Origin of the sequence: Bradyrhizobium sp. 149 (genome assembly GCF_023073915.1) — a bacterium.
Lineage (GTDB): Bacteria > Pseudomonadota > Alphaproteobacteria > Rhizobiales > Xanthobacteraceae > Bradyrhizobium.
Genome location: NZ_JADPKK010000019.1, coordinates 401842 through 422290, shown reverse-complemented (window position 1 = coordinate 422290; position 20449 = coordinate 401842). Strand labels below are relative to the sequence as shown.

The 20449-nt window shown below is 64.0% G+C and carries 19 protein-coding genes; 6 read left to right on the top strand and 13 right to left on the bottom strand.

Going from position 1 to position 20449, the window contains the following annotated elements; translation table 11 throughout:
• Positions 1-32: 32 nt before the first annotated feature.
• The 7 genes from IVA88_RS13755 to murI all read right to left on the bottom strand — a co-directional run bounded on the left by IVA88_RS13755 (position 33) and on the right by murI (position 4411).
• The gene (locus IVA88_RS13755; protein WP_247497776.1) at positions 33-317 is read right to left on the bottom strand and encodes a type II toxin-antitoxin system RelE/ParE family toxin; all 285 of its coding nucleotides are present in this window, start codon (positions 315-317) and stop codon (positions 33-35) included.
• Positions 314-541 (bottom strand): hypothetical protein, encoded by a 228-nt coding sequence (locus IVA88_RS13750; RefSeq protein WP_247497775.1) that lies wholly within the window; start codon positions 539-541, stop codon positions 314-316. The genes IVA88_RS13755 and IVA88_RS13750 overlap by 4 nt, the downstream gene beginning before the upstream one ends.
• A gap of 113 nt (positions 542-654) precedes the next feature.
• Positions 655-1272: a 30S ribosomal protein S4 gene (rpsD, locus tag IVA88_RS13745; RefSeq protein WP_247497774.1), complete on the bottom strand. Its 618-nt coding sequence runs from the start codon at positions 1270-1272 to the stop codon at positions 655-657.
• A gap of 197 nt (positions 1273-1469) precedes the next feature.
• Positions 1470-2237, bottom strand: coding sequence for an acyltransferase (locus IVA88_RS13740; protein ID WP_247497773.1), 768 nt, complete (start codon positions 2235-2237; stop codon positions 1470-1472).
• Positions 2238-2342: 105 nt separating this feature from the next.
• Positions 2343-2726, bottom strand: a complete 384-nt coding sequence (locus IVA88_RS13735; protein ID WP_247497772.1) for a cupin domain-containing protein — start codon at positions 2724-2726, stop codon at positions 2343-2345.
• A 67-nt stretch (positions 2727-2793) separates the two neighbouring features.
• The gene (locus tag IVA88_RS13730; protein WP_247497771.1) at positions 2794-3567 is read right to left on the bottom strand and encodes an aldolase/citrate lyase family protein; all 774 of its coding nucleotides are present in this window, start codon (positions 3565-3567) and stop codon (positions 2794-2796) included.
• 46 nt (positions 3568-3613) lie between these two features.
• Positions 3614-4411, bottom strand: coding sequence for a glutamate racemase (murI, locus tag IVA88_RS13725; protein ID WP_247497770.1), 798 nt, complete (start codon positions 4409-4411; stop codon positions 3614-3616).
• Between the two features lie 335 nt (positions 4412-4746).
• On the opposite strand from murI, the gene IVA88_RS13720 reads away from it, so the two are divergent.
• Complete coding sequence (locus tag IVA88_RS13720) at positions 4747-5388, top strand: glutathione S-transferase (RefSeq protein WP_247497769.1); 642 nt, start codon at positions 4747-4749, stop codon at positions 5386-5388.
• Positions 5389-5404: 16 nt separating this feature from the next.
• On the opposite strand, the gene IVA88_RS13715 is transcribed toward IVA88_RS13720, so the two are convergent.
• Both IVA88_RS13715 and IVA88_RS13710 read right to left on the bottom strand, forming a co-directional pair.
• Positions 5405-6211, bottom strand: a complete 807-nt coding sequence (locus tag IVA88_RS13715; protein ID WP_247497768.1) for a cyclic nucleotide-binding domain-containing protein — start codon at positions 6209-6211, stop codon at positions 5405-5407.
• Positions 6212-6471: 260 nt separating this feature from the next.
• Positions 6472-7584 carry a preprotein translocase subunit SecD gene (locus IVA88_RS13710; protein ID WP_247497767.1) on the bottom strand — a complete coding sequence of 371 codons (1113 nt, stop codon included), beginning with the start codon at positions 7582-7584 and terminating at the stop codon, positions 6472-6474.
• A 260-nt stretch (positions 7585-7844) separates the two neighbouring features.
• Here IVA88_RS13710 and IVA88_RS13705 point away from each other — a divergent pair, with 260 nt between their 5' ends.
• From IVA88_RS13705 to IVA88_RS13690, 4 genes are all read left to right on the top strand, one after another.
• A complete protein-coding gene (locus tag IVA88_RS13705) occupies positions 7845-9752 on the top strand; it encodes an acyl-CoA synthetase (protein WP_247497766.1) in 1908 nt (635 codons plus the stop codon).
• Between the two features lie 205 nt (positions 9753-9957).
• Positions 9958-11778: a caspase family protein gene (locus tag IVA88_RS13700; protein WP_247497765.1), complete on the top strand. Its 1821-nt coding sequence runs from the start codon at positions 9958-9960 to the stop codon at positions 11776-11778.
• A 38-nt stretch (positions 11779-11816) separates the two neighbouring features.
• The gene (locus tag IVA88_RS13695) at positions 11817-13628 is read left to right on the top strand and encodes a caspase family protein (protein ID WP_247497764.1); all 1812 of its coding nucleotides are present in this window, start codon (positions 11817-11819) and stop codon (positions 13626-13628) included.
• Complete coding sequence (locus tag IVA88_RS13690; protein WP_247497763.1) at positions 13628-15475, top strand: caspase family protein; 1848 nt, start codon at positions 13628-13630, stop codon at positions 15473-15475. Before IVA88_RS13695 ends, IVA88_RS13690 begins: the two co-directional genes overlap by 1 nt.
• Before the next feature lie 99 nt (positions 15476-15574).
• Here IVA88_RS13690 and IVA88_RS13685 read toward each other — a convergent pair whose 3' ends face one another.
• Both IVA88_RS13685 and purB read right to left on the bottom strand, forming a co-directional pair.
• A complete protein-coding gene (locus IVA88_RS13685) occupies positions 15575-16747 on the bottom strand; it encodes a M20 aminoacylase family protein (protein ID WP_247497762.1) in 1173 nt (390 codons plus the stop codon).
• Between the two features lie 130 nt (positions 16748-16877).
• On the bottom strand, positions 16878-18185 hold the full coding sequence (purB, locus tag IVA88_RS13680) for an adenylosuccinate lyase (protein WP_247497761.1): 1308 nt from the start codon (positions 18183-18185) through the stop codon (positions 16878-16880).
• 589 nt (positions 18186-18774) lie between these two features.
• Between purB and IVA88_RS13675 the strand changes: the two genes are divergently transcribed.
• Positions 18775-19359: a TetR family transcriptional regulator gene (locus IVA88_RS13675; RefSeq protein WP_247497760.1), complete on the top strand. Its 585-nt coding sequence runs from the start codon at positions 18775-18777 to the stop codon at positions 19357-19359.
• A 7-nt stretch (positions 19360-19366) separates the two neighbouring features.
• On the opposite strand, the gene IVA88_RS13670 is transcribed toward IVA88_RS13675, so the two are convergent.
• Both IVA88_RS13670 and IVA88_RS13665 read right to left on the bottom strand, forming a co-directional pair.
• Positions 19367-19669, bottom strand: coding sequence for a hypothetical protein (locus tag IVA88_RS13670; RefSeq protein ID WP_247497759.1), 303 nt, complete (start codon positions 19667-19669; stop codon positions 19367-19369).
• 127 nt (positions 19670-19796) lie between these two features.
• Positions 19797-20447 carry a response regulator transcription factor gene (locus tag IVA88_RS13665; protein WP_247497758.1) on the bottom strand — a complete coding sequence of 217 codons (651 nt, stop codon included), beginning with the start codon at positions 20445-20447 and terminating at the stop codon, positions 19797-19799.
• Between the last annotated feature and the right edge of the window lie 2 nt (positions 20448-20449).

The following is a 20449-nucleotide window of genomic DNA, read 5'->3' as shown; positions in this document are numbered from 1 at the left end:
TTGCTCCTTAAGGGAATTGCACTCACTCGCGGTCAGCGAGTTCTGGGTGGACGCCGGGCGGCGTGACGAAACCGCATGATAACGACTTCTGTCGCGGTCACACGATAATCGATCAGATACGGATAAGGGTTGACCGGCAAGCGACGGACGTATGCACGGCTGGTCGGTCGCCCTGCATAAGGGTGATCCTGAAGCAGTGCGATGAGCGCCATAACGCGGTCACGCACGTGGTCTGCTCCTTCTGGCGAGCGCGCTTCGATGTAAGTCAGAACTTCGTCGATTTGGACGAGCGCCCGCTTCGTGTAGCGGACCTTCACAGCCCGTGCTTAGCCCACATCGCGCGGACTTCGTCGACACTGGCAAGCTCACCGCGAGCGATTTCGGCTTCGGCCTCCGCGAGATCGGCCTCTTCCGCCGGCGTCAGCTGGATCGGAGGCTGATCGACCCCGGCAAGCTCAAGCAGGGTCCGCGCCAATTCGTCCTGCTCTGAATCGGGCAGGCCGGACACTTTGCTAAAGGCCTCTTCCAGAAGACGCGTCATGCTCAACTCCGCGATGCGCAATCCTAGCACATATGGCCTGGGGCATGGAAATGGCCGGCTCATACAAAAAGGCCCCGGAAAACCGGGGCCTTGAACTTTGATCTGCCGAACTATCAGCGCGAATAGAATTCGACCACCAGATGCGGCTCCATCTGCACCGGGAACGGCACGTCGGAGAGGTGGGGGATCCGAATGTATTTCGCGGTCATCTTGCCGTGGTCGACCTCGATATAGTCGGGGGTATCACGCTCGGGGAGTTGGCTGGCTTCGAGGACGTGGGCGAGCTGCTTGGAGGCTTCCTTGACCTCGATCACGTCGCCAAGCTTGACCTGATAGCTCGAGATGTTGACCTTGCGGCCGTTCACCTTGACGTGGCCGTGATTGACGAACTGGCGCGCGGCGAAGATCGTCGAGACGAACTTGGCACGGTAGACCACCATGTCGAGACGGCGCTCCAGCAGGCCGATCAGGTTCTCGCCGGTGTCGCCCTTGAGACGGCTCGCCTCGACATAGACGCCGTGGAACTGACGCTCGCTGATGTTGGCGTAGTAGCCCTTCAGCTTCTGCTTGGCGCGCAGCTGCACGCCGAAGTCGGAGAGCTTGCCCTTGCGGCGCTGGCCGTGCTGGCCGGGACCGTACTCGCGGCGATTGACGGGGCTCTTCGGGCGGCCCCAGATGTTCTGGCCCATACGGCGGTCGAGCTTGTACTTGGCTTCACTGCGCTTAGTCATCGCGTCCTCTGTAAGTTCATGGTTTGAGGAGACGCGCCCTCCTGTGTGACGGGCTAGCCCGGCACTGACAGGTCCGATCCCCAAAGCGTAGGGGAAAGGACCACGGGTCGCGAAACGCTTCGCGGGCCGAAATCGGCCCGCGAGCAAGCGGCTTTTAGGGGAATCTGGGGCTCGCTGTCAATGCGAATAGCCCGGAATCACGTCCTGACCGCCCGAACCGGCTTGGGGCCGGCTGCCCGTAATTCGGCAGCGATTTCAGTGTTCAGGGCCTGTTCCAGACGGGTCAGGACCCGGGCGATCGGGGCGGCGTCGGTCACCCGGTGATCCCAGCGGATCACGACATGGATGGTCTGGTCAGGCCCGACCACCCCATAGCTGACAATGAAAGGGCCGGGCGTGATGGGGTGAAGCTCGCCCCCGCCATAGGCGGCCACCGAGCTCACCGCGAAGCTGCCGAACCAGTTGCCGCGCTGCCGGCCGAAATTCAGCCCCATCGCCCAGGACAGGCGCCGCAGCGGCAGCGGCAGGCGGGTCGCCCGCATGATCTTGCGGAACATGGGAATTTCGTCGATCGGGGTCGTCTTGGCGCGCCGGATCTCGGCATCGATTTCGGCCAAGGCCATGGCCTCGGGGCCTGCGATCCGCTGAAACAGCACGCATTCCTCGCCGTCCTCGACCCGGGCGATGGCGACCGAGGCGACGCTCTTCGGCAACTCATAGAGCATCGGCCAAGGCCATTTGGCATAGACCGTGCGCAGGGCCGGCTCGTCCCTGGCCACCAGAGCGAAGGCCTTGACGAAGATCGCGGCCCAGCCCGCCGGCGCCATCGCGCCTGTGCGGGCGTCCAACAGAGGGCGGATATTGAGCGAACGGGAGAGCGATACGAACGGCACGCCCATCGAGGCGCGCATGAGATCAATAATCAGGCCACGCGGCAGCGAGATGGTCTTTGCTTTCCCGCGCATCGCTCTTTCGGCTCCCGCAGATTAGAAAATGTCCAGCGAGCGGGTTCCCGCTCGCCGTCTGCTCTAGCACGAACCAACCCGGCTAGGGCCGGTCGGTTCGCCGCATCAGGGCGCCGGCGAGGCCAGCGGCTTGGTCTTGTCGACGACGTAAACGCCAAGCACTTTCATGGCCTTGTCGCCGTGAGCTTTGGCATCATGCACGACGCCTGCCGGGATCTGGTAGGAATCGCCGGCTTTCAGGGTTTTCTCCGGCTGCCCGTCGATGAGAAGATTCAGCTCGCCTTCGAGCACGTAGCCGGTCTCGATTCCCGGATGGGTATGGCGTCCGGCCGCGCCGCCCGCCGCGACTTCCGCGATGGCGGTGATGGTGTTGTAGCCATCCGGAAATTCGATCTTCTGGAGCGGGGTGCGCTTGATGCCGGGCTGCTGGGCGAAGGCCGCAACGGCAAGGCCGGCGAAGGCAAGAGCGAGCAAAGTCTTTTTGAGCATTGTTTCCTCCCTGGAACGGCCGACCCTAGCAGCGCGGCAGCTCCCGGCAAGGTGGCAATCGGCCTGTTCAGCGCTTGATTCCCTCGAACGCCGCCATGATGCCGCGCTGGAACAGCGACCAGTCGAAGCCGAGTGCGATCGCACGGTAGCCGCGGTCGATCAGCTGGTTGGCCTGGTCTGCGGTACGCGCCACGCCGCCGATCGGGACGCCGCTTCTGAGGATGCCGGCCTCGGCCCGCGCCACCAGCTCCAGCAATTCCGGATCGTCCATCTGTCCGCGCTTGTTGATGGACGTCGCGAGATCGCCGGGGCCGATCACGGCTACATCGATGCCGGGCGTGGCCATGATCTCGTCGATGCGGTTGACCGCTTCGACGTGCTCGATGGTGATCATGCAGATCATCTCGTCGTCGGCGCCGGCCATGTAGTCCGGCATCGACTGGCCCCAGCGGAACGGCGCATGGAACGGACCCCAGAGCCGATCGCCGCGTGGCGGATAGCGCACGCTGCGCACCGCTTTCTCGGCTTCAGTGCGATTGGTGATCATTGGGAAATTGATGCCGAAGGCGCCGATATCCATCGGTGCCTTCGCAAGCCATGGCTCGTTCGCCGCGATCCGCACCAATGGCGTGCACGGTGTGCCGGTGGTGGCTGCGATCATCGCATGTGCTTCGGTCAGTCCAATCGGGCCGTGCTCGAGATCGACGATGATCCAGTCGAGCGAGCGGGCCATGATCTGCACGGTCTGCACGCTCGGGATCGTCGCGATTGCGCCGAACGCGGGACGACCCTCGCGCCAGAGCTGGCGGAGACGGTTGAGCGGCGTTGCGGGAACCGACATGAGGAGCCTTGGGATGATCTTAGCAGCGCGCCGTCGAGGCGCAAGGTCAGGCGGGAATGCGGCCGCCGAAGAACGGCGTCAGCGTGGCCGAAAGGCCATGCACGCGATTCGAGGTGAAGATCATCTCGGCGCCGGATTGCGCGATGCCACCCGTGTGCGGGCCGAGCAGATCCGAGACGCGGCGGGCGATCGCGGGCGCCGGATCGATCCATTCGACCGGCCAGGGCGCGAGCTTTTTCAACCGGTCGAGCAGCAGCGGATAATGCGTGCAGGCGAGCACCACTGTGTCGGTGCGTGCGCCCGCGTCCCGGGCATCGCCGACGAAACACGGGGCGAGCTCGGCGAGGATGGCGTCGTCGCTGACGGAGGAGCCGCTGAGCTCTGCTTCAGCCAGCGCGGCCAGCTCGGGCGAGCCGACCAGTGTCACTTCGCAGCCTTGCGCGAAGTCGCGGATCAGCGCCCTGGTGTATTCGCGCTTCACCGTGCCCTTGGTGCCGAGCACGGAGACGCGCCGGCTCCTCGATCGTGCACAGGCCGGCTTGATCGCGGGCACCGTGCCGACGAAGGGCAGGGAATAAGCCGCGCGCAGATGCGATAGCACCAGGGTGGACGCCGTGTTGCAGGCGATGACGACGAGGTCAGGATCGTGCGTGCCGACCAATTCCCCGATCAGCGGCACCACCCGGGCGATGATCTCGTCCTCGCTGTGATGGCCGTAGGGGAAGAAGGCGTCGTCTGCGACGTAGACGTAATGCGCATCGGAGCGCGCGGCCACGACCTCGCGCAGGACCGTCAGCCCGCCAAGGCCAGAATCGAACACCAGAATCGTCGGAGAATTGGTCACGTGATCACCCTAGCCCGACATGGTTACCATTCGGTTTTTAGGGCGGTTTTGCGGCAGGGGCGTTTGAGGCCAGCTTGGAACGGTTCAATTCGCGGCGTGCGGATAAGGACAGGCCCGCAAATCCGGAGAGCCGACATCTCAGAAGCACCAGTAAGACTGGCAACTTCATCCGCCGCGACCTCGTCGTGGCGCGGCTGATGCGGGACGAGGCGGGGTAGGGCAGGCACCGCAGAACTGTCGCGCGCTGCCTCCCCATCTCATTACTTCGCTGCGCTTGAAATGACAGAGTAAGGTGTGGCGTGACGAAGTATTCGGTTGCGAACGCAGGAGGCCTCATGCTTACCGTCCATCATCTCGGCAAGTCGCAGTCCGAGCGTATCGTCTGGCTGTGCGAAGAGCTGGGGATTCCGTACGAACTGAAGCGCTATACGCGCGATCCCGTCACCATGCTGGCGCCGGCCGAGTACAAGGCGCTGCATCCGATCGGGGCGGCGCCTGTGATCACCGATGGCGATCTCGTGCTCGCCGAATCCGGCGCCATCGTCGATTACATCATGGCTAAATATGGCGAGGGCCGTCTTGTGCTCCGCTCCGGCGACCCAGATTTCGCGCAATTCCTGTACTGGTTTCACTTCGCAAATGGCACGCTGCAGGCAGGCATGGGCCGGTTGATGATCCTGAATCGGCTCAAGCTCGCCGAGAACCATCAGATGCTGGCCGCGACCAAAGGCCGTGTCGATCGCGCCTTCGATCTGGTCGACGCGAGGGTTCGCGAAGCCGAGTATCTGGCGGGCGACATCTTCACCACCGCCGACATCATGGTAGGCTTTTCGCTCACCACGATGCGCTACTTCCAGCCCTATGATCTCCAGCGCTGTCCAAACGTGGTCAAATATCTCGGCCGCATCGGCAGGCGGGCGGCCTATCGGCGTGCGATGGAGAAGGGCGATCCGGGCATGGCCTTGATCTTGAACTGAGCGGCCGCGCAATCGATCACGCGATCCTGTTCGTGGTGGCCGCCCGTTCCCTCGCCAGCTGATTCTGCAACCGATCGATGTTTTGCAGCAGGCGTTGGCTGGTCAGCACCAGGAAGTAATAGCCGAACTGCGGATCCTGGAAGTAGATCTCGAGCAAGCGGTCGTAGGTAATCGTCAGCACCTGCCCGTCCTCGATGCATTCGATCGTTCCGGTGCGCCGGTTGCCCGGCGTGAGGAAGCCGAGCTCGCCCATCAGCGCGCCCGGCATGATCTCGATGTTGATCTCCTTGACCAGGAACTTGCCGGTGACCGTGAGGAGCATCTCCTTGGCTGGATCGCCCAATTTGAAGAGCGTGTCGCCGCGGCGATATTTGCGTTCGGTCATGAACGGCTTGAGCCATTCGATCGACATGTCGCCTTCGGCCGCATGGCGCGCCTTCTTGACGAGCTTGAGCATCTGCCGCAGGCGCAAGGCGTTGATCGGCAGCAGCAGGAGATAGAGGAGGAAGGTCGCGACGTTGGCGGAGAGCGCGCCGAAGACGGCGAAGAACGCGCAACCGATCATGTTGGCGACGCGCAGCGGCACCATCGTTCGCATCAGCAGGGTGGCGACGAAGAAGCCGGCGCCGACCGCGGCGAACATATTGGCCAGCGTGATGTTCTGGACGAAGATCTCCAGCATCCGATTGAAGATCGAGTCATAGGTGACGTTGTTGGGATCGAGGCCCATCTGGACCAGGATCTTCGCGATCCTGAGGTTATCCGTCGCCGCCTCGAGAATGCGGTCGAGGATCGACGAAATGTCTGCGCTGCCGGACGGCATGGTACTATCCCCGCGTGAGGCCTTCAGTCCTAGTCGGTATTCTCGACACCTATAGCCGAAATCGAACGACGACCGCTGGAATGACGCTTTCGGCCGCCGTGCTGCAAGAGGCAAATTTTAGCCTGATCGGGCGTTTCGGCAATTGCCTGTTTGGCTGTGCGTATGGCCGTGGCGCGCCCGTGATCGGCGCCACCGGGTACGAGCCTCGGCATGGTGGACCCCGGCGCCCAAAAACGGCGGGGCGTGGAGCGATCTCCGCCTTAGGGCTTGGCGGCGGGCGGCACGACCTGCTGCTCGACCAGGCCGAGGTGCCCCGGCAGCGAACCGGCGCGCAGCAGCATGGCGACGCTGTTCGCCTCCTCCAAGGTGAAATTGCCGGAGATCTGGCCCGAGCCGCCGGTGATGGGCTCGCGGATCACGGGGGCGGAGACCACCTTGCCATCGAGCACGATGGCGAACGGCTTTCCGATGTTCTCTTCGGTAATGTGGGCAAAGCGCCGCGTGCCGCGGCCATTGAAGCGGAACGAGGCGATCGGCTCTTTCGTGCCGCTGGCAAACCCCGGGCCCGAGTAGCTGATATCGTCACCGTCGAGCGCGCTGTCCTTGGCGACCAGATAAGGGCTCTTGTCCTTGAAGCCGGGCAGGACTTCCGTGCCTGCCGGCGGCGTGCCGGATTGCGCCTGCTCCGGCGGCATAGAGAGGTCGATCAGGCGGAAGCCGACCTTGACCCTTCGGGCGAAGACCGCAGTGACGCGCTCGGGCTCCATCACACCGGGCAGGAAGATGCGGATGCGGTCGGTCCCATCGGGCTGGACGCTGGCGAGCTGGATGCCGGCCTCCTTCAGACGCAGCTCGATCATGGCGATGGCATCTTCGACGAATTCGTGCAGCCGCGCCGAGGATGCTGCATCGGTCGGCGCGAGCCTGACCATTCCCTCGCCGCCGTCGGTCATGGCAAGTGCATGCGACGGCAATCCCTCCGCGGCTGACGCGAGCTTGCGCGCGAGTTGCTCGCGGCCCTTGACGTCGGCGATCTTCAACTCGACGCCGCCGTCGCGGATCGCAAGGCCGGAGAAGGCGATCTTGCCCTCGCGCAGAGTCTTGTAGACGTTGTCGCGCAAATCCGTGACGACGCTCTCGCGCAGGCCATCGGTGTCCACCTTGTAGACAATCCGCGATCCGCCGAGCTTCTCCATCTTGTCGCTGATGAAGGCCGAGATCTTGGCGCGCATCTTGTCGATCTGGCCGTCCTCGGCATGTGCCGTGCCGGGCAGGGCGAACGCCGATATCATGATCCCCGCTGTCAAGATCCCCGTTGTCATGGTGAGCGCGACGAGCAGCCGGGTGGCGCAATCCCGCGGGGGCCTAGTCATGATCACCTCAAGTCTTGCGGCAGGGCGCTGGAAGGGCGCTGGCATATGAGTCCGATGCCAGTTCTTGGTCCCCGGATCGGGCGCGCAGGTTCAAAAGCCTCTAACCAGAGCCCGATTGTCGCCGATGTTAGGTCATGGACGAACGCCAAATCATCCATCATTCTGCCCCCTGCTCGGCCGGCGATCGGTCGAGGCGCCGCCAACCCAAAAAGTCAAAAGACAGGGCGCGGGGACATGCATCTGAGGGAGGACGGAATTCCATGGCGGGCATCCACGCGCTCGATCGGCTCATCGGCAGCGATTATCCGGACCTGGCAACGGACGCAGAGGTTCGAGCCTTCGAGCAGGTCCCTTACGCCGATCGCGTCGCGGCCGAGAGCACTTACGATGCGATCAGGCTGGGTGCGATCAGCAATCCCGACGGGGCGGCGATCCAGTTCCTGCAAAACGCCGATCCAGCCGACACGCCGGTGGTGGTCACCTACCGCGACTTCGTCGCGCGCGTTACGCAGGCCGCCAACATGTTTCACGCGCTTGGCGTCGAGAAGGGCGACGTCGTCAGCTTCATGCTGCCGCTGGTGCCCGACGCCTTCGTCACACTGTTCGGCGCGGAGGCCGCCGGCATTGCCAATCCGGTCAACCCGCTGCTCGAGTCACACCAGATCGTGGAGATTCTGGAAGCCGCGAACACAAAAGTCCTGGTGGCGCTTGGGCCGATGCCCGGCACTGACATCTGGCAGAAGGTCGAGCAGATCCGCCCGCAACTCAAGCACCTCAAGCCGATCGTGCAGGTGTTCGGCGGCGGCGATCCGGCGCAGGGAATCTTTGCCTTCAGCGATCTGATCAAGCAGCAGCCGGCCGACCAGCTTATCAGCGGGCGCAAGATTCTCGGCAGCGACATCGCGGCCTATTTCCACACCGGAGGTACCACCGGCACGCCAAAGCTGGTGCGGCACACGCATGCCAACCAAGTCTATCAGGCCTGGGCGCTCAATCTGCTGCTGAAGTCGAAGCCGGGCGCCAACATGCTGTTCGGCATGCCGCTGTTTCACGTCGGGGGCTCGCTGACGCAGGTGCTGACGACGCTGTCGGCCGGCGGTTCGCTGGTCGTGCTATCGCCGAGCGGATGGCGCAATCCGAATGCGGTGAAGAACATCTGGCCATTGGTCGAGCGCTTCAAGCCGGAGGCGCTGTCGAGCGTGCCGACGGTGCTCGCCGCGGCGCTCGCGGTGCCGCCCGGCAATGCCGACATCTCCAGCCTGAAATATGCAGCCGGTGGCGGCTCGGCGATCCCGGTCGCGGTGGGGTCTGCGATCCAGGACAAGCTCAAGCTGCCGGTCGTCGAGGTCTACGGCATGACCGAGACCTCAAGCGTGCACACGCTGGCCTATCCGTCACGGCCGATCCGGCTCGGTTCGGTCGGCCTTCCCATGCCTTACGCGCGAGTCCGCATCGTGCAACTCGATGCCGACGGCCGCCTGATCCGCGACTGCGCGCCGGACGAGATCGGCGTCGTCATCATGGCCGGGCCCGGCGTGTTCGGCGGCTATCTCAACGACGAGCACAACAAGGGCGCCTTCGTCGATGAGGTCTGGGTCAATTCCGGCGATCTCGGCCGGCTCGATGCCGACGGCTATCTCTGGATCACCGGGCGCGCAAAGGATCTCGTGATCCGCGGTGGCCACAACATCGATCCGGCGCCGATCGAGGAGATCATGTTCCGCCATCCTGCGGTGGGCTTTGCCGCGGTGGTTGGCCAGCCCGACGCCTATGCCGGCGAGCTGCCGGTAGGTTACGTGCAGCTGAAGCCGGGCGCGACTATCGAGCCGGGTGAGTTGGAGACATGGGTGCGCGAGCGTACGCCCGAGCGCGCCGCCGTCCCGGTGCAGGTCATCCCGATAGATCCGATGCCGGTGACAGGCGTTGGCAAGGTGTTCAAGCCGCAGCTGCGCTGGGACGCAGCCCAGCGCGTGTTCACGAAGGTGCTGACACCGCTCGCCGAGCGCGGCATCGACTGCAAGGTCAGGGTCGGCGCTCACGGCAGCCACGGTTCGATCGCCACCGTGACGCTGGCGGGCCTGCCGCCGGACCAACGCGAGGCGGTCGCGAACGAGGTGCACGCATTGCTTGCACCGTTCGTGATGCGCCACGAGGTGGTGCAACTGTAACGGACCCAACAGGCGGCTTCGGCGTCAGCTCGAAAGCAGGGCGACGCTTGGCCGCACTATCCATGCCCTCGATAGAGCTCCTTGTGTGATAGAGATCACATAGGAACAATTGGCAATCGGCGACGCTCCCGAATAGTCTCAGGGAATTGCATCCGGGGGGACGCAAGTGATTCCGTTTCGTTTATTTGGTTTGTTGATATTGGCGATGGGCCTTGCCTGCGGACCGGCACATGCGGACCGGCGGGTTGCGCTTGTCATCGGCAATTCCGCCTACAAGAGTGCGCCCAAGCTCGGCAATCCCGTCAATGATGCCACTCTGGTCGGCGGCATGTTCAAGAAGGCGGGCTTTGATTCCGTCGACGTCAGGCTGGATCTCAGTGCCAGCGAGATGCGGCGCACGTTGCGTGAGTTTGCCGGCAGGAGCCGCGATGCCGACATGGCGGTCATTTACTACGCGGGCCATGGCATCGAGTTGGAAGGCACCAACTATCTCATTCCGACTGACGCGACGCTCGAGACCGATGGCGACGTGCTCGACGAGACCATCCCGGTCGAGCGCGCGCTGTTCGCGGTGGAGCCGGCCAAGCAGCTGCGCCTGATCATTCTGGACGCGTGCCGCGACAATCCGTTTTCCAAGACCATGAAACGCACGCTGGCGTCGCGCGCGGTCGGACGCGGGCTCGCCAAGGTCGAGCCGACCAGCCCCAACACCATGATTGCGTTCGCGGCAAAGGCCGGTTCAACCGCATCTGACGGTGATTCCCGCAACAGCCCGTTCGCCGTCGCTTTGGTCGAGCACCTGCCGAAGCCGGGCCTCGACCTGCGCAAGGCATTCGGCTTCGTGCGCGACGACGTGCTCAAGAGCACCGGCTACAAGCAGGAGCCCTATGTGTACGGCTCGCTCGGCGGCGACGACGTGCCATTGGTCGCGGTCAAACCAGCGGCGACCGGGCCGCAGGCCAACCCGCAGGATGCCATTCGCCGGGATTACGAGCTCGCGCTGCAGCTTGCCACGCGCGATGGTTGGGAAGCCTTCCTGGCGCAATATCCCGAAGGCTTCTATGCCAATCTGGCCAAGGGCCAGATGAACAAGATCGCCGCCGAGGAGACGCGCGCGTCGGCCGAACAAAAAGCGAATGCGGCCGAGCAGCAGAAGGCAAGGCTCATTGCCGAACGCGCCCAGAAGGCCGAGCAAGACAAGGCGGCAGCAGCGGCCAAGGCCGCCGAAGAGGCGCGGATCGCGGCGGAGAAGCAAAAGCAGATCGAGCAAGTGAAGGCTGAAGCGGCCGAGCAGCAGCGCAAGGTGGCCGAGGCGGCCGCGGCGAAAGCACAGGCCGAGAAGCAGGCGGCGGAGAAGGCCAAGGCCGAGCTTGCCGCCCGACAGGCCGCGGAGAGGGCGTCAGCCGTGCAGGCCGCAAAGCCGGCGCCCGATCGGCAGATGCCAGAGGCCGAGCAAAAAGTTGCAGCCCTTTCGCCGGCGCCGGCATCCACATTGTCGGCGGCTGATCTGACAAAATCGGTGCAGGGTGAATTGCGCCGTGTCGGCTGCCTGTCCACCGCTGTCGACGGCGACTGGAGCGCCACCTCTCAGCGCTCACTGATGCTTTTCAACAAATATGCCGGCACCCAATTCGACGCGAAGCTTGCCAGTGTCGACGCGCTCGATGCACTGAAAGCGAAGCCCGGACGGGTCTGCCCGCTGGTGTGCAATTTCGGCTTCAAGGCCGATGGCGACCAATGCGCGAAGATCAGCTGCCGGGCCGGCTATCGTGTCGGTGACGACAACGAGTGCGAAAAGGTGCCGGAGAAGAAGCCGGTGGCGACGCGCGAGAACTCCTCAAGACGCGATGCAGAGCGGAAGGCAGGCGAATCTTCGCCGCCCAGGCCCGAGGCGAGCGGGCAGATTATTTGCAGTTCGACGGGCTGTCGCCCGGTGCAAAAGGGATGTCGGCTTGTCAGCGGGACGATCCCCGGCAGGGTTAGTTCGAATACAGCCACAGGCGGCAACTTCGAGGTGTGTAACTAGGGTGTAGTTGTCAATCGCCCGTATAAGGCTCGGCTTTCATGATCGTCTTGCGATCTCTTTCACTGTTGATATTCGGTCTTTGGCTGAGCTGCGGCTCTGCCCTCGCCGACAAGCGCGTTGCGCTCGTCATCGGCAATTCCGCCTACAAGAACGCGCCGCGGCTCGCGAACCCGGTGAACGACGCGGGGCTGGTCGGCGGCATGTTCAGGAATGCGGGTTTCGATACGGTCGAGATCAGGCTTGACCTCAATGCCAGCGAAATGCGGCGATCGCTACGCGAGTTCGCGGCCAGGACGCGCGATGCCGACATGGCGGTGATCTACTATGCGGGTCATGGCATCGAGCTGGATGGCAGCAACTACCTCGTTCCGACCGATGCCATGCTGGAAACCGACGGCGACGTCCTTGACGAGACGATCGCGCTCGACCGCGCGCTGTACGCTGTCGAGCCGGCCAAGCAGCTTCGGCTCGTCATTCTCGATGCGTGCCGCGACAACCCCTTCGCCAAGACGATGAAGCGCACCCTGGCCTCGCGCGCGATTGGTGGCGGGCTTGCCAAGGTCGAACCGACCAGTCCGAACACGATGATCGCGTTTGCGGCCAAGGCGGGGTCGACAGCGTCCGACGGGGATTCCCGGAACAGCCCGTTCGCGGTCGCGCTGACCGATCATCTGCCGAAGCCCGGGCTCGACCTGCGCAAGGCGTTCGGGTTTGTCCGTGACGACGTCTTGAAGAAGACCGGCAACAAGCAGGAGCCGTATGTCTATGGGTCCCTGGGCGGGAGCGATGTGTCGCTGGTGCCGGTGAGGCCGGTCGCTGCAGCCGGACCGCAGGCAAATCCGCAGGAGAGTGTGCGCAAAGACTACGAGCTTGCCCTTCAGGCCGGCCTGCGCGAAGCTTGGGAAGCATTCCTCCAGACGTACCCGGACGGCTTTTACGCCAACCTCGCTCGTGTGCAGTTGAAGAAGATCGCCGCCGAGGAGGATCGCACGGTGGCGACCGAGAAGGCGCGTCTGGCCGAACAGGAGAAGGCGAGGCTCGCGACCGAACGAGCCCAGAAGGCCGAGCAGGAGAAAGCTGCCACCGCTGCGAAAGCCGCTGAAGAGGCGAGGATCGCGGCCGAGAAGGCCAAGCTGGTCGAGCAGGCCAAAGCGGAGGCGGCCGAACGAGATCGCAAGGCGGCGGAAGCTGCCGCGGCCAAGTCGCTCGCCGAGAAGCAGGCGCTCGAGAAGGCGGCGATTGAGGCCGCAGCGAAGCAGGCGGCGGACAAGAAGGCGGCTGATGCCGAAAGCAGGAAGGTCGCCGCGCTGTCGCCGCCGCCAAGCTCCCCGGCGCCCGGCGATCTCGCGAAATCCCTGCAGAGCGAATTGCGCCGCGTCGGCTGCCTTTCCGCCGCCGCCGACGGCGACTGGAACGCCGCAACGCAGCGCTCGCTGACGCTGTTCAACAAATATGCGGGCACCCAGCTCGACGCGAAGCTTGCAAGCGTTGACGCGCTCGACGCGCTGAAAGCGAAACCGGGCCGCGTCTGCCCGCTCGTTTGCAATTTCGGCTTCAAGGCCGATGGCGACCAATGCGCGAAGATCACCTGCAAGGCCGGCTATCACGTCGGTGACGACAATGAGTGCGAGAAAGTTCCGGAGAGAAAGCCACCGCCTACCGCCCGCGACGAGCCGAGGAGGCGCGACCAGGACCGGAAAGATGCCGAGTCTGCAGCGCCGAAGTCGCAAGCGTCTGGGCAGATGATCTGTAACAACGCAGGATGCAGGCCGGTCGCAAAGGGGTGTCATCTCGGGCCGGTCCCAAATGCAAACGGCAGCGCCAAGATCACTGGTGAGGTGTGCAACTGATGGCCCGGCATGCCCCCCGAAGTCTGGCGGTCGGGCTTAGGGCTCTTGCTCTTCTTGTTGTCGCGGGCTGCGGCCCGGCTCTCGCCGAGAAGCGCGTTGCGCTCGTGATCGGCAATTCCGCCTACAAGAGCGCGCCCAAGCTCGGCAATCCCGTGAACGACGCCATCCTGATGGGCGGCATGTTCAGGAAAGCCGGCTTCGACACCGTCGACGTCAGGCAGGATCTGAACGCGCCCGAAATGCGCAAGGCGCTGCGCGAGTTCGGCGCGCGAACCCGAGATGCCGATGTCGCGATCGTCTACTATGCGGGCCATGGCCTCGAGGTGGACGGCACCAATTATCTGATTCCGATCGATGCCGCCCTCGAGACCGACACCGACGTCTACGACGAGGCGCTGCCGATCGATCGGGTGCTCGTGAGCATCGAGCCGGCCAGGCAGCTTCGGCTCGTCATTCTCGATGCCTGCCGTGATAATCCGTTTTCCAAGACGATGAAGCGCACGGTGGCCTCGCGCGCGATCGGACGCGGGCTTGCCAAGGTCGAGCCGGCCAGTCCCAATACGATGATCGCGTTTGCGGCGAAGGCGGGCTCGACGGCGTCCGACGGCGATTCCCGCAACAGCCCATTTGCGACCGCGCTTGTTGAGCATCTCCCAAAGCCCGGGCTGGACCTGCGCAAGGCGTTCGGCTTCGTGCGCGATGATGTGCTGAGGAGCACCGCGAATAAGCAGGAGCCCTTCGTGTATGGCTCCCTGGGCGGCGACGACGTGCCGCTGGTTCCTGCCAAGCCGGCAGCAACCGGTCCGCAGGCAAATCCGCAGTCTGAACTCAGGCGGGACTATGAACTGGCGCTCCAACTCGGCACGCGGGACGGTTGGGAAGCGTTTCTGGCGCAATATCCTGAGGGATTCTACGCGAATCTCGCCAAGGGCCAGTTGAACAAGATCGGCGCCGAGGAGACGCGCGCGTCAGCCGAGCAAAGGGCAAGGGCGGCCGAGCAGGAAAAGACAAAGCTCATCGCGGAACGCGCACAGAAGGCCGAGCAGGACAGGGCGGCTGCGACGGCAAAGGCGGCCGAAGAGGCGCGGATCGCGGCGGAGAAGCAAAAGCAGATCGAGCAGATGAAGGCCGAAGCGGCCGAGCAGCAGCGCAAGGTGGCCGAAGCTGCCGCGGCGAAAGCGCAGGCCGAGAAGCAGGCGGCGGAGAAGGCCAAGGCCGAATTGGCTGCCAGGCAGGCTGCAGAGAAGGCATCAGCCGAACAGGCCGCAAAGCCGACAGGCGATCGGCAGATGCCCGAAGCAGATCAGAAGGTCGCCGCCCTTTCGCCTGCGCCGGCATCCACATTGTCCGCGGCCGATCTGGCCAAATCCCTGCAGAGCGAACTGCGTCGCGTCGGTTGCCTGACGTCGTCTGCGGAGAGCGAGTGGAGCTCGGCCGCGCAGCGCTCGCTGACGCTGTTCAACAAATATGCTGGCACCCAGTTCGACGTGAAACTCGCCAGCGTTGCCGCGCTCGATGCGCTGAAGGCGAAGCCGGGCCGGGTCTGCCCGCTCGTGTGCAATTTCGGCTTCAAGGCCGATGGCGATCAATGTGTGAAGATCAGCTGCCGGGCCGGCTATCACGTCGGTGACGACAACGAATGCGAGAAGATAGAGCGGAAACCCGTCGCGCGGCAAAGTCCCCAAACAGCGGATCAGGATCGGAAGAGTGCCGAGAGGGACCCTGCCAAACCGCAAGCCGCTGGACAGATCCTCTGTACGTCAAGCGGCGGTTGCCGTCCCGTTCGCAAGGGATGTCGTCTCGAAGCCAATAGCGGAGGCGTGGGACAAGCCGAAATATGCAATTGACGCGAAAAGGTCGTGCTCAAACAAAAATGTAGAGCGCGATGACAAAAGCATCCTATTCGCATCGCACTTTTGGCTAACCCACCTTACGCAATTTGATCATTATCCCGCCGGCATCCGCGTCTCCACCAGACGCGCCCAATAGGACGCGCCGTGGCCGAGGATGTTGTCGTTGAAGACGTAGGCCGGGTGGTGGCACTCGTTGCCGTCGCCCATGCCGACCAGGATCATCGCGCCGGGGCGGGCTTCCAGCATGAACGAGAAGTCCTCGGCGCCCATCATGGGAATGAACTTGTCGTTGACGCGCTCGGCGCCGACGATGTCGCGGGCGACGTCGGCGGCAAGGCCGGCCTCGCGCGCATGGTTCATCGTGACCGGATACATCCGCGTGTATTTCGTCTCGGCCGAGCCGCCATAGGCGCGCGCGACGCTGTCGGCGACCTCGCCGATGCGGCGCTCGACGAGATCGCGCACCTCGGGATCAAGCGTGCGCACGGTGCCCCCGAGCTCGGCGATCTCCGGAATGATGTTGAAGGCCGTGCCGGAATGAAATTGCGTGATCGAGATGACCGCCGATTTGAGCGGATCGACGTTGCGCGCGACGATCGATTGCAGCGCGTTGACGATCTGCGCGCCGATCAGCACGCTGTCGATCGACTTGTGCGGACCCGCGCCGGCGTGGCCGCCCTTGCCGTGGACCGTGATCTGGATATTGTCGGAGGAGGCGAGCATCGCGCCGGGCGTGGTTGCGAAATGGCCCTCGGGCAGGCCCGGCATGTTGTGCATGCCGTAGACCTCTTGGATGTTCCAGCGCGTCATCAGCCCGTCCTCGACCATCGCCTTGCCACCACCGCCGCCTTCTTCCGCGGGCTGGAAGATCACGACCGCGCTGCCGTCGAAGTTGCGCGTCTCGGCGAGATATTTGGCGGCGCCGAGCAACATGGCGGTGTGGCCGTCATGGCCGCAGGCGTGCATCTTGCCGGGGACCTTGGAGGCGTAGGCGACGCCCGACGTCTCCATGATCGGCAGCGCGTCCATGTCGGCGCGCAGGCCAATGGTCTTGCCCGAGGCGGACTTGCGCCCGCGGATGACACCGACGACGCCGGTGCGGCCGATGCCCGTCACCACCTCGTCGCAGCCGAACTCGCGAAGCTTGTCGGCGACGATGCCGGCCGTGCGATGGACCTCGTATTGCAGCTCCGGGTTCTCATGGAAGTCATGGCGCCAGGCGGCCATTTCGTCGGAGAGGACGGCAACGCGGTTGACGATCGGCATGAGTTGAATCCGTTTCTTGTGGGTCTTCTCGTCATTCCGGGGCGATGCGGAGCATCGAACCCGGAATCTGGAGATTGTGGCGCGAGATTCCGGGTTCACGCTGCGCGTGCTCCGGAATGACGAAAAGCAATCAGCTCTCCCCGAACACGCGCTTGAAGATCGTGTCGACGTGCTTGAGATGGTAGCCTAGGTCGAACTGCTCCTCGATCTCGGCGTCGGTGAGATACTTCTTCACCTCAGCGTCCTTCTTCAGGAGCTGGAGGAAATCGCCTTCGCCGCGCCAGACCGGCATGGCGTTGCGCTGCACGAGCTTGTAGGCGTCCTCGCGGCTTGCGCCCTTCTGCGTCAGTGCCAGCAGCACGCGCTGCGAATGCACGAGGCCGCCGAGGCGGTCGAGGTTCTTCTGCATGTTGGCGGGATACACCAGCAGCTTGTCGATCAGGCCGGCGAGGCGCGCCAGCGCGAAGTCGAGCGTGACGGTCGCGTCGGGGCCCATCATGCGCTCGGCGGAGGAGTGCGAGATGTCGCGCTCGTGCCAGAGCACAACGTTCTCCAGCGCCGGTGTCACATAGGCGCGCACCATGCGCGAGAGACCCGTGAGGTTTTCCGAGAGCACCGGATTGCGCTTGTGCGGCATCGCGGACGATCCCTTCTGCCCTTCGGAGAAGAACTCTTCGGCCTCCAGCACCTCGGTGCGCTGCATGTGGCGGATCTCAACCGCGAAGCGCTCGACCGAGGAGGCGATCACACCGAGGACCGAGAAATACATCGCGTGGCGATCGCGCGGGATCACCTGCGTCGAGATCTGCTCGGGGACAAGGCCCATGGCCTTGGCGACGTGTTCTTCCACGCGCGGATCGATCTGCGCAAAGGTGCCGACGGCGCCGGAGATGGCGCAGGTCGCGACCTCTTTCCTCGCCGCGATCAGGCGTTCCTTCGCGCGCGTGAATTCGGCATAGGCATAGGCGAGCTTGAGGCCGAAAGTCACGGGTTCGGCATGGATGCCGTGGCTGCGGCCGATCGTCGGCGTCATCTTGTGCTCGAAGGCGCGCTTCTTAAGCGCCGCCAGCACCTTGTCGAGGTCGGCGAGCAGCAGGTCGGCGGCGCGGGTGAGCTGGACGTTGAGGCAAGTGTCGAGCACGTCGGAGGAGGTCATGCCCTGGTGCACGAAGCGCGCCTCGGGGCCGACGATCTCGGCGAGGTGGGTGAGGAAGGCGATCACGTCGTGCTTGGTCTCGCGCTCGATCTCGTCGATGCGGGCGACGTCGAAAGTGGCGTCCTTGGCCTTGGCCCAGACCGTCCTGGCGGCCTCCTTGGGAATCGTGCCGAGCTCGGCAAGGGCGTCCGCCGCATGCGCCTCGATCTCGAACCAGATCTTGAACCGGGTCTGCGGCTCCCAGATCGAGGCCATTTCCGGGCGGGTATAGCGGGGGATCATCTGACGACTCCAGGAAGGTGGGCGGATGACCCAAAAGGGCTGCACCGGCCAGAATGTTTTTTACGCCGTGATTTAGCAGAGCGGGGAAGGCGAAACAAACGGCGCCGGCAAGGTAGCGGGGGATGACCGGGCTGGACGGGGTCATCGGCCCGGCGGGGGCGGGGCGACGGGAAGCCGGCCCCAAGGGAACCGAAGGGGAGGCCCGCAGATATTAACTGTCAATCACGGATCATTGACTGACAGATATTGAAATCTGTCATCGAGATGTGTATATTCGTGGTCGGACGCTCCGATTGGGCGTCTGACGGCATCCCGGGAGCCCGATGTCCCAAACAATGGGGATTGAGGGTCGCAATTGAACAATGGGGACCGCCAATTAACTGGAGACTTACGACAATGACGACCGAAATCATCAATTTGACCGGGACGATTGGGCACTGGCTCAATTTACTGGTGGCGCGCCAGATCGCGGCGCAGGCTGCAAAACTGCCTCATTAAGGCGAGAGCTTTCCGAAACGACCGGCACGGGCGCTTCGGAAGCAGCTCCATCGCCGGATAACTGAGCCCTTAGCGGGAACATGGTGCTGGCATGAACGAAGCCGTTATCTTGACGCCGGAGCGGATCCTCGAAGTCACCGAGGACGTGCTGCGGCGTTACGGACTCGCCAAGGCCACCGTGGTCGACGTGGCCCGCGCCCTCGATGTGAGCCACGGCAGCGTCTATCGTCATTTCCCGAGCAAAGCCTCGCTGCGTGAGGCCGTCGCCAAACGCTGGCTGGATCGGATCGACGCGCCGTTGCTGGCGATCGCCGAGGAGCAGGGTCCGGCGCCTGACAGGCTCGACCGCTGGCTACGGACGCTGTTCGCCGCCAAACGTTCGCGCGTGCTCGACGACCCCGAGATGTTCGACACCTATCTGACGTTGGCGCGCGAAGCCTGCGCGGCTGTCAAATGTCACAAGGACACCATGATCGACCAGATCGCGGCGATCCTGTCCGATGGCGTGACGCAGGGCGTGTTCGCCGTAGACGACGTCAAGGCCACCGCGCGCGCCATCTTCGATGCCACCGTCCGCTTCCACCATCCGGCTCATGCCGACGAGTGGAAGGACGCCGACCTCTCGGCGCGTGTCGATGCGACGCTGGCGCTGGTATTGCGCGGGCTGAAGGCGTAGGCGTTTTTTATCCCCCGACCTTATGAGCGAGGGCACCATCGCGGAGCGAACGCGGATGGTGGGACTTCTTCCGTCCACGAAGAGCGGCACCGGCCAATGGCACGACCGGCGGGCTTTCCGGATACGCATTGACTTCAATTTCGACGAGGTCCTTCGCCCGCTTTCGAAGCCGGTAGAATGCAAGCTCTTGTTCGAGCATGGGGCAGTGGAATCGGATCGTTGCTGTGTCTGGCAGGCGGCAGAGTTCATCGATGAGCTCGCCGACAGTGATAATCGCGGGATAGGTGGCTTCGCGGATAGCCTTACTCATGGCGGAACTCCTTCGCTCCGGTACTAACCAGAGTTCGACCGCCTCCGTTCCAATCCTCATCGCTAAGGCGATCGAAATATCCTTGGAGACCCCGCGTGCGGAGGAGGGCTCTAGGGACGGGCAAGCTCTAGATCTTCGTCAGCCCGCAACTCGCCGCCAGCCGCACGAGCTGCGCATCCGTGCGCGCGCCGGTCTTGGTCTTGATCAGATAGTGATAGTTCTGCACCGTCTTGACGCTGAGATTGAGATGCGCAGCAATCTGTTCGGTCGTGGCGCCGCCGGCGAACTGGCGCAGGATCTCGATCTCGCGTTCTCCCAGTTGATCCAGCGCTGAGCCCGCCGACAGGCTGTCCTCGGCCAGGATGTGCGCGATGTCGTCGCTCATGGCGCGCTCGCCGCGGGCGACGCTGCGGATCGCGGACACGACCGCGGACGGCTCGCTGCTCTTGGTGACGAAGCCGCTGGCGCCGGCACTGAAGGCTGCCTTCACCAGCACGGCCTCGTTGTGCATGGTGAAAACGAGGATCCGCGCCCGCGGGCTGCGCGCGCGGATGTTGCGGATCGCCTCCAGCCCGCTCGCGCCAGGCATCGAGATATCAAGCACGACGACATCAGGATCGCGTGCCTTGAAGGCGACGTAGGCATCCGCGGCGCTGTCGGCTTCCGCCACGACATGCAGATCGCCCTGGCTTTCCAGCACGCGCCGATAGCCTTGCCGCACGATCGGATGGTCGTCGACCAGCAGCACGGAAATGCCTGTCGCTGTAATCTCGTTCATCT

Coding starts and splice junctions, on each gene's coding strand:
- IVA88_RS13750 (WP_247497775.1), bottom strand. CDS start 541: ATGACGCGTCTTCTGGAAGAGGCCTTTAGCAAAGTGTCCGGCCTGCCC.
- rpsD (WP_247497774.1), bottom strand. CDS start 1,272: ATGACTAAGCGCAGTGAAGCCAAGTACAAGCTCGACCGCCGTATGGGC.
- IVA88_RS13740 (WP_247497773.1), bottom strand. CDS start 2,237: ATGCGCGGGAAAGCAAAGACCATCTCGCTGCCGCGTGGCCTGATTATT.
- IVA88_RS13735 (WP_247497772.1), bottom strand. CDS start 2,726: ATGCTCAAAAAGACTTTGCTCGCTCTTGCCTTCGCCGGCCTTGCCGTT.
- IVA88_RS13730 (WP_247497771.1), bottom strand. CDS start 3,567: ATGTCGGTTCCCGCAACGCCGCTCAACCGTCTCCGCCAGCTCTGGCGC.
- IVA88_RS13720 (WP_247497769.1), top strand. CDS start 4,747: ATGCTTACCGTCCATCATCTCGGCAAGTCGCAGTCCGAGCGTATCGTC.
- IVA88_RS13715 (WP_247497768.1), bottom strand. CDS start 6,211: ATGCCGTCCGGCAGCGCAGACATTTCGTCGATCCTCGACCGCATTCTC.
- IVA88_RS13710 (WP_247497767.1), bottom strand. CDS start 7,584: ATGACTAGGCCCCCGCGGGATTGCGCCACCCGGCTGCTCGTCGCGCTC.
- IVA88_RS13705 (WP_247497766.1), top strand. CDS start 7,845: ATGGCGGGCATCCACGCGCTCGATCGGCTCATCGGCAGCGATTATCCG.
- IVA88_RS13700 (WP_247497765.1), top strand. CDS start 9,958: ATGGGCCTTGCCTGCGGACCGGCACATGCGGACCGGCGGGTTGCGCTT.
- IVA88_RS13695 (WP_247497764.1), top strand. CDS start 11,817: ATGATCGTCTTGCGATCTCTTTCACTGTTGATATTCGGTCTTTGGCTG.
- IVA88_RS13690 (WP_247497763.1), top strand. CDS start 13,628: ATGGCCCGGCATGCCCCCCGAAGTCTGGCGGTCGGGCTTAGGGCTCTT.
- IVA88_RS13685 (WP_247497762.1), bottom strand. CDS start 16,747: ATGCCGATCGTCAACCGCGTTGCCGTCCTCTCCGACGAAATGGCCGCC.
- purB (WP_247497761.1), bottom strand. CDS start 18,185: ATGATCCCCCGCTATACCCGCCCGGAAATGGCCTCGATCTGGGAGCCG.
- IVA88_RS13675 (WP_247497760.1), top strand. CDS start 18,775: ATGAACGAAGCCGTTATCTTGACGCCGGAGCGGATCCTCGAAGTCACC.
- IVA88_RS13670 (WP_247497759.1), bottom strand. CDS start 19,669: ATGAGTAAGGCTATCCGCGAAGCCACCTATCCCGCGATTATCACTGTC.
- IVA88_RS13665 (WP_247497758.1), bottom strand. CDS start 20,447: ATGAACGAGATTACAGCGACAGGCATTTCCGTGCTGCTGGTCGACGAC.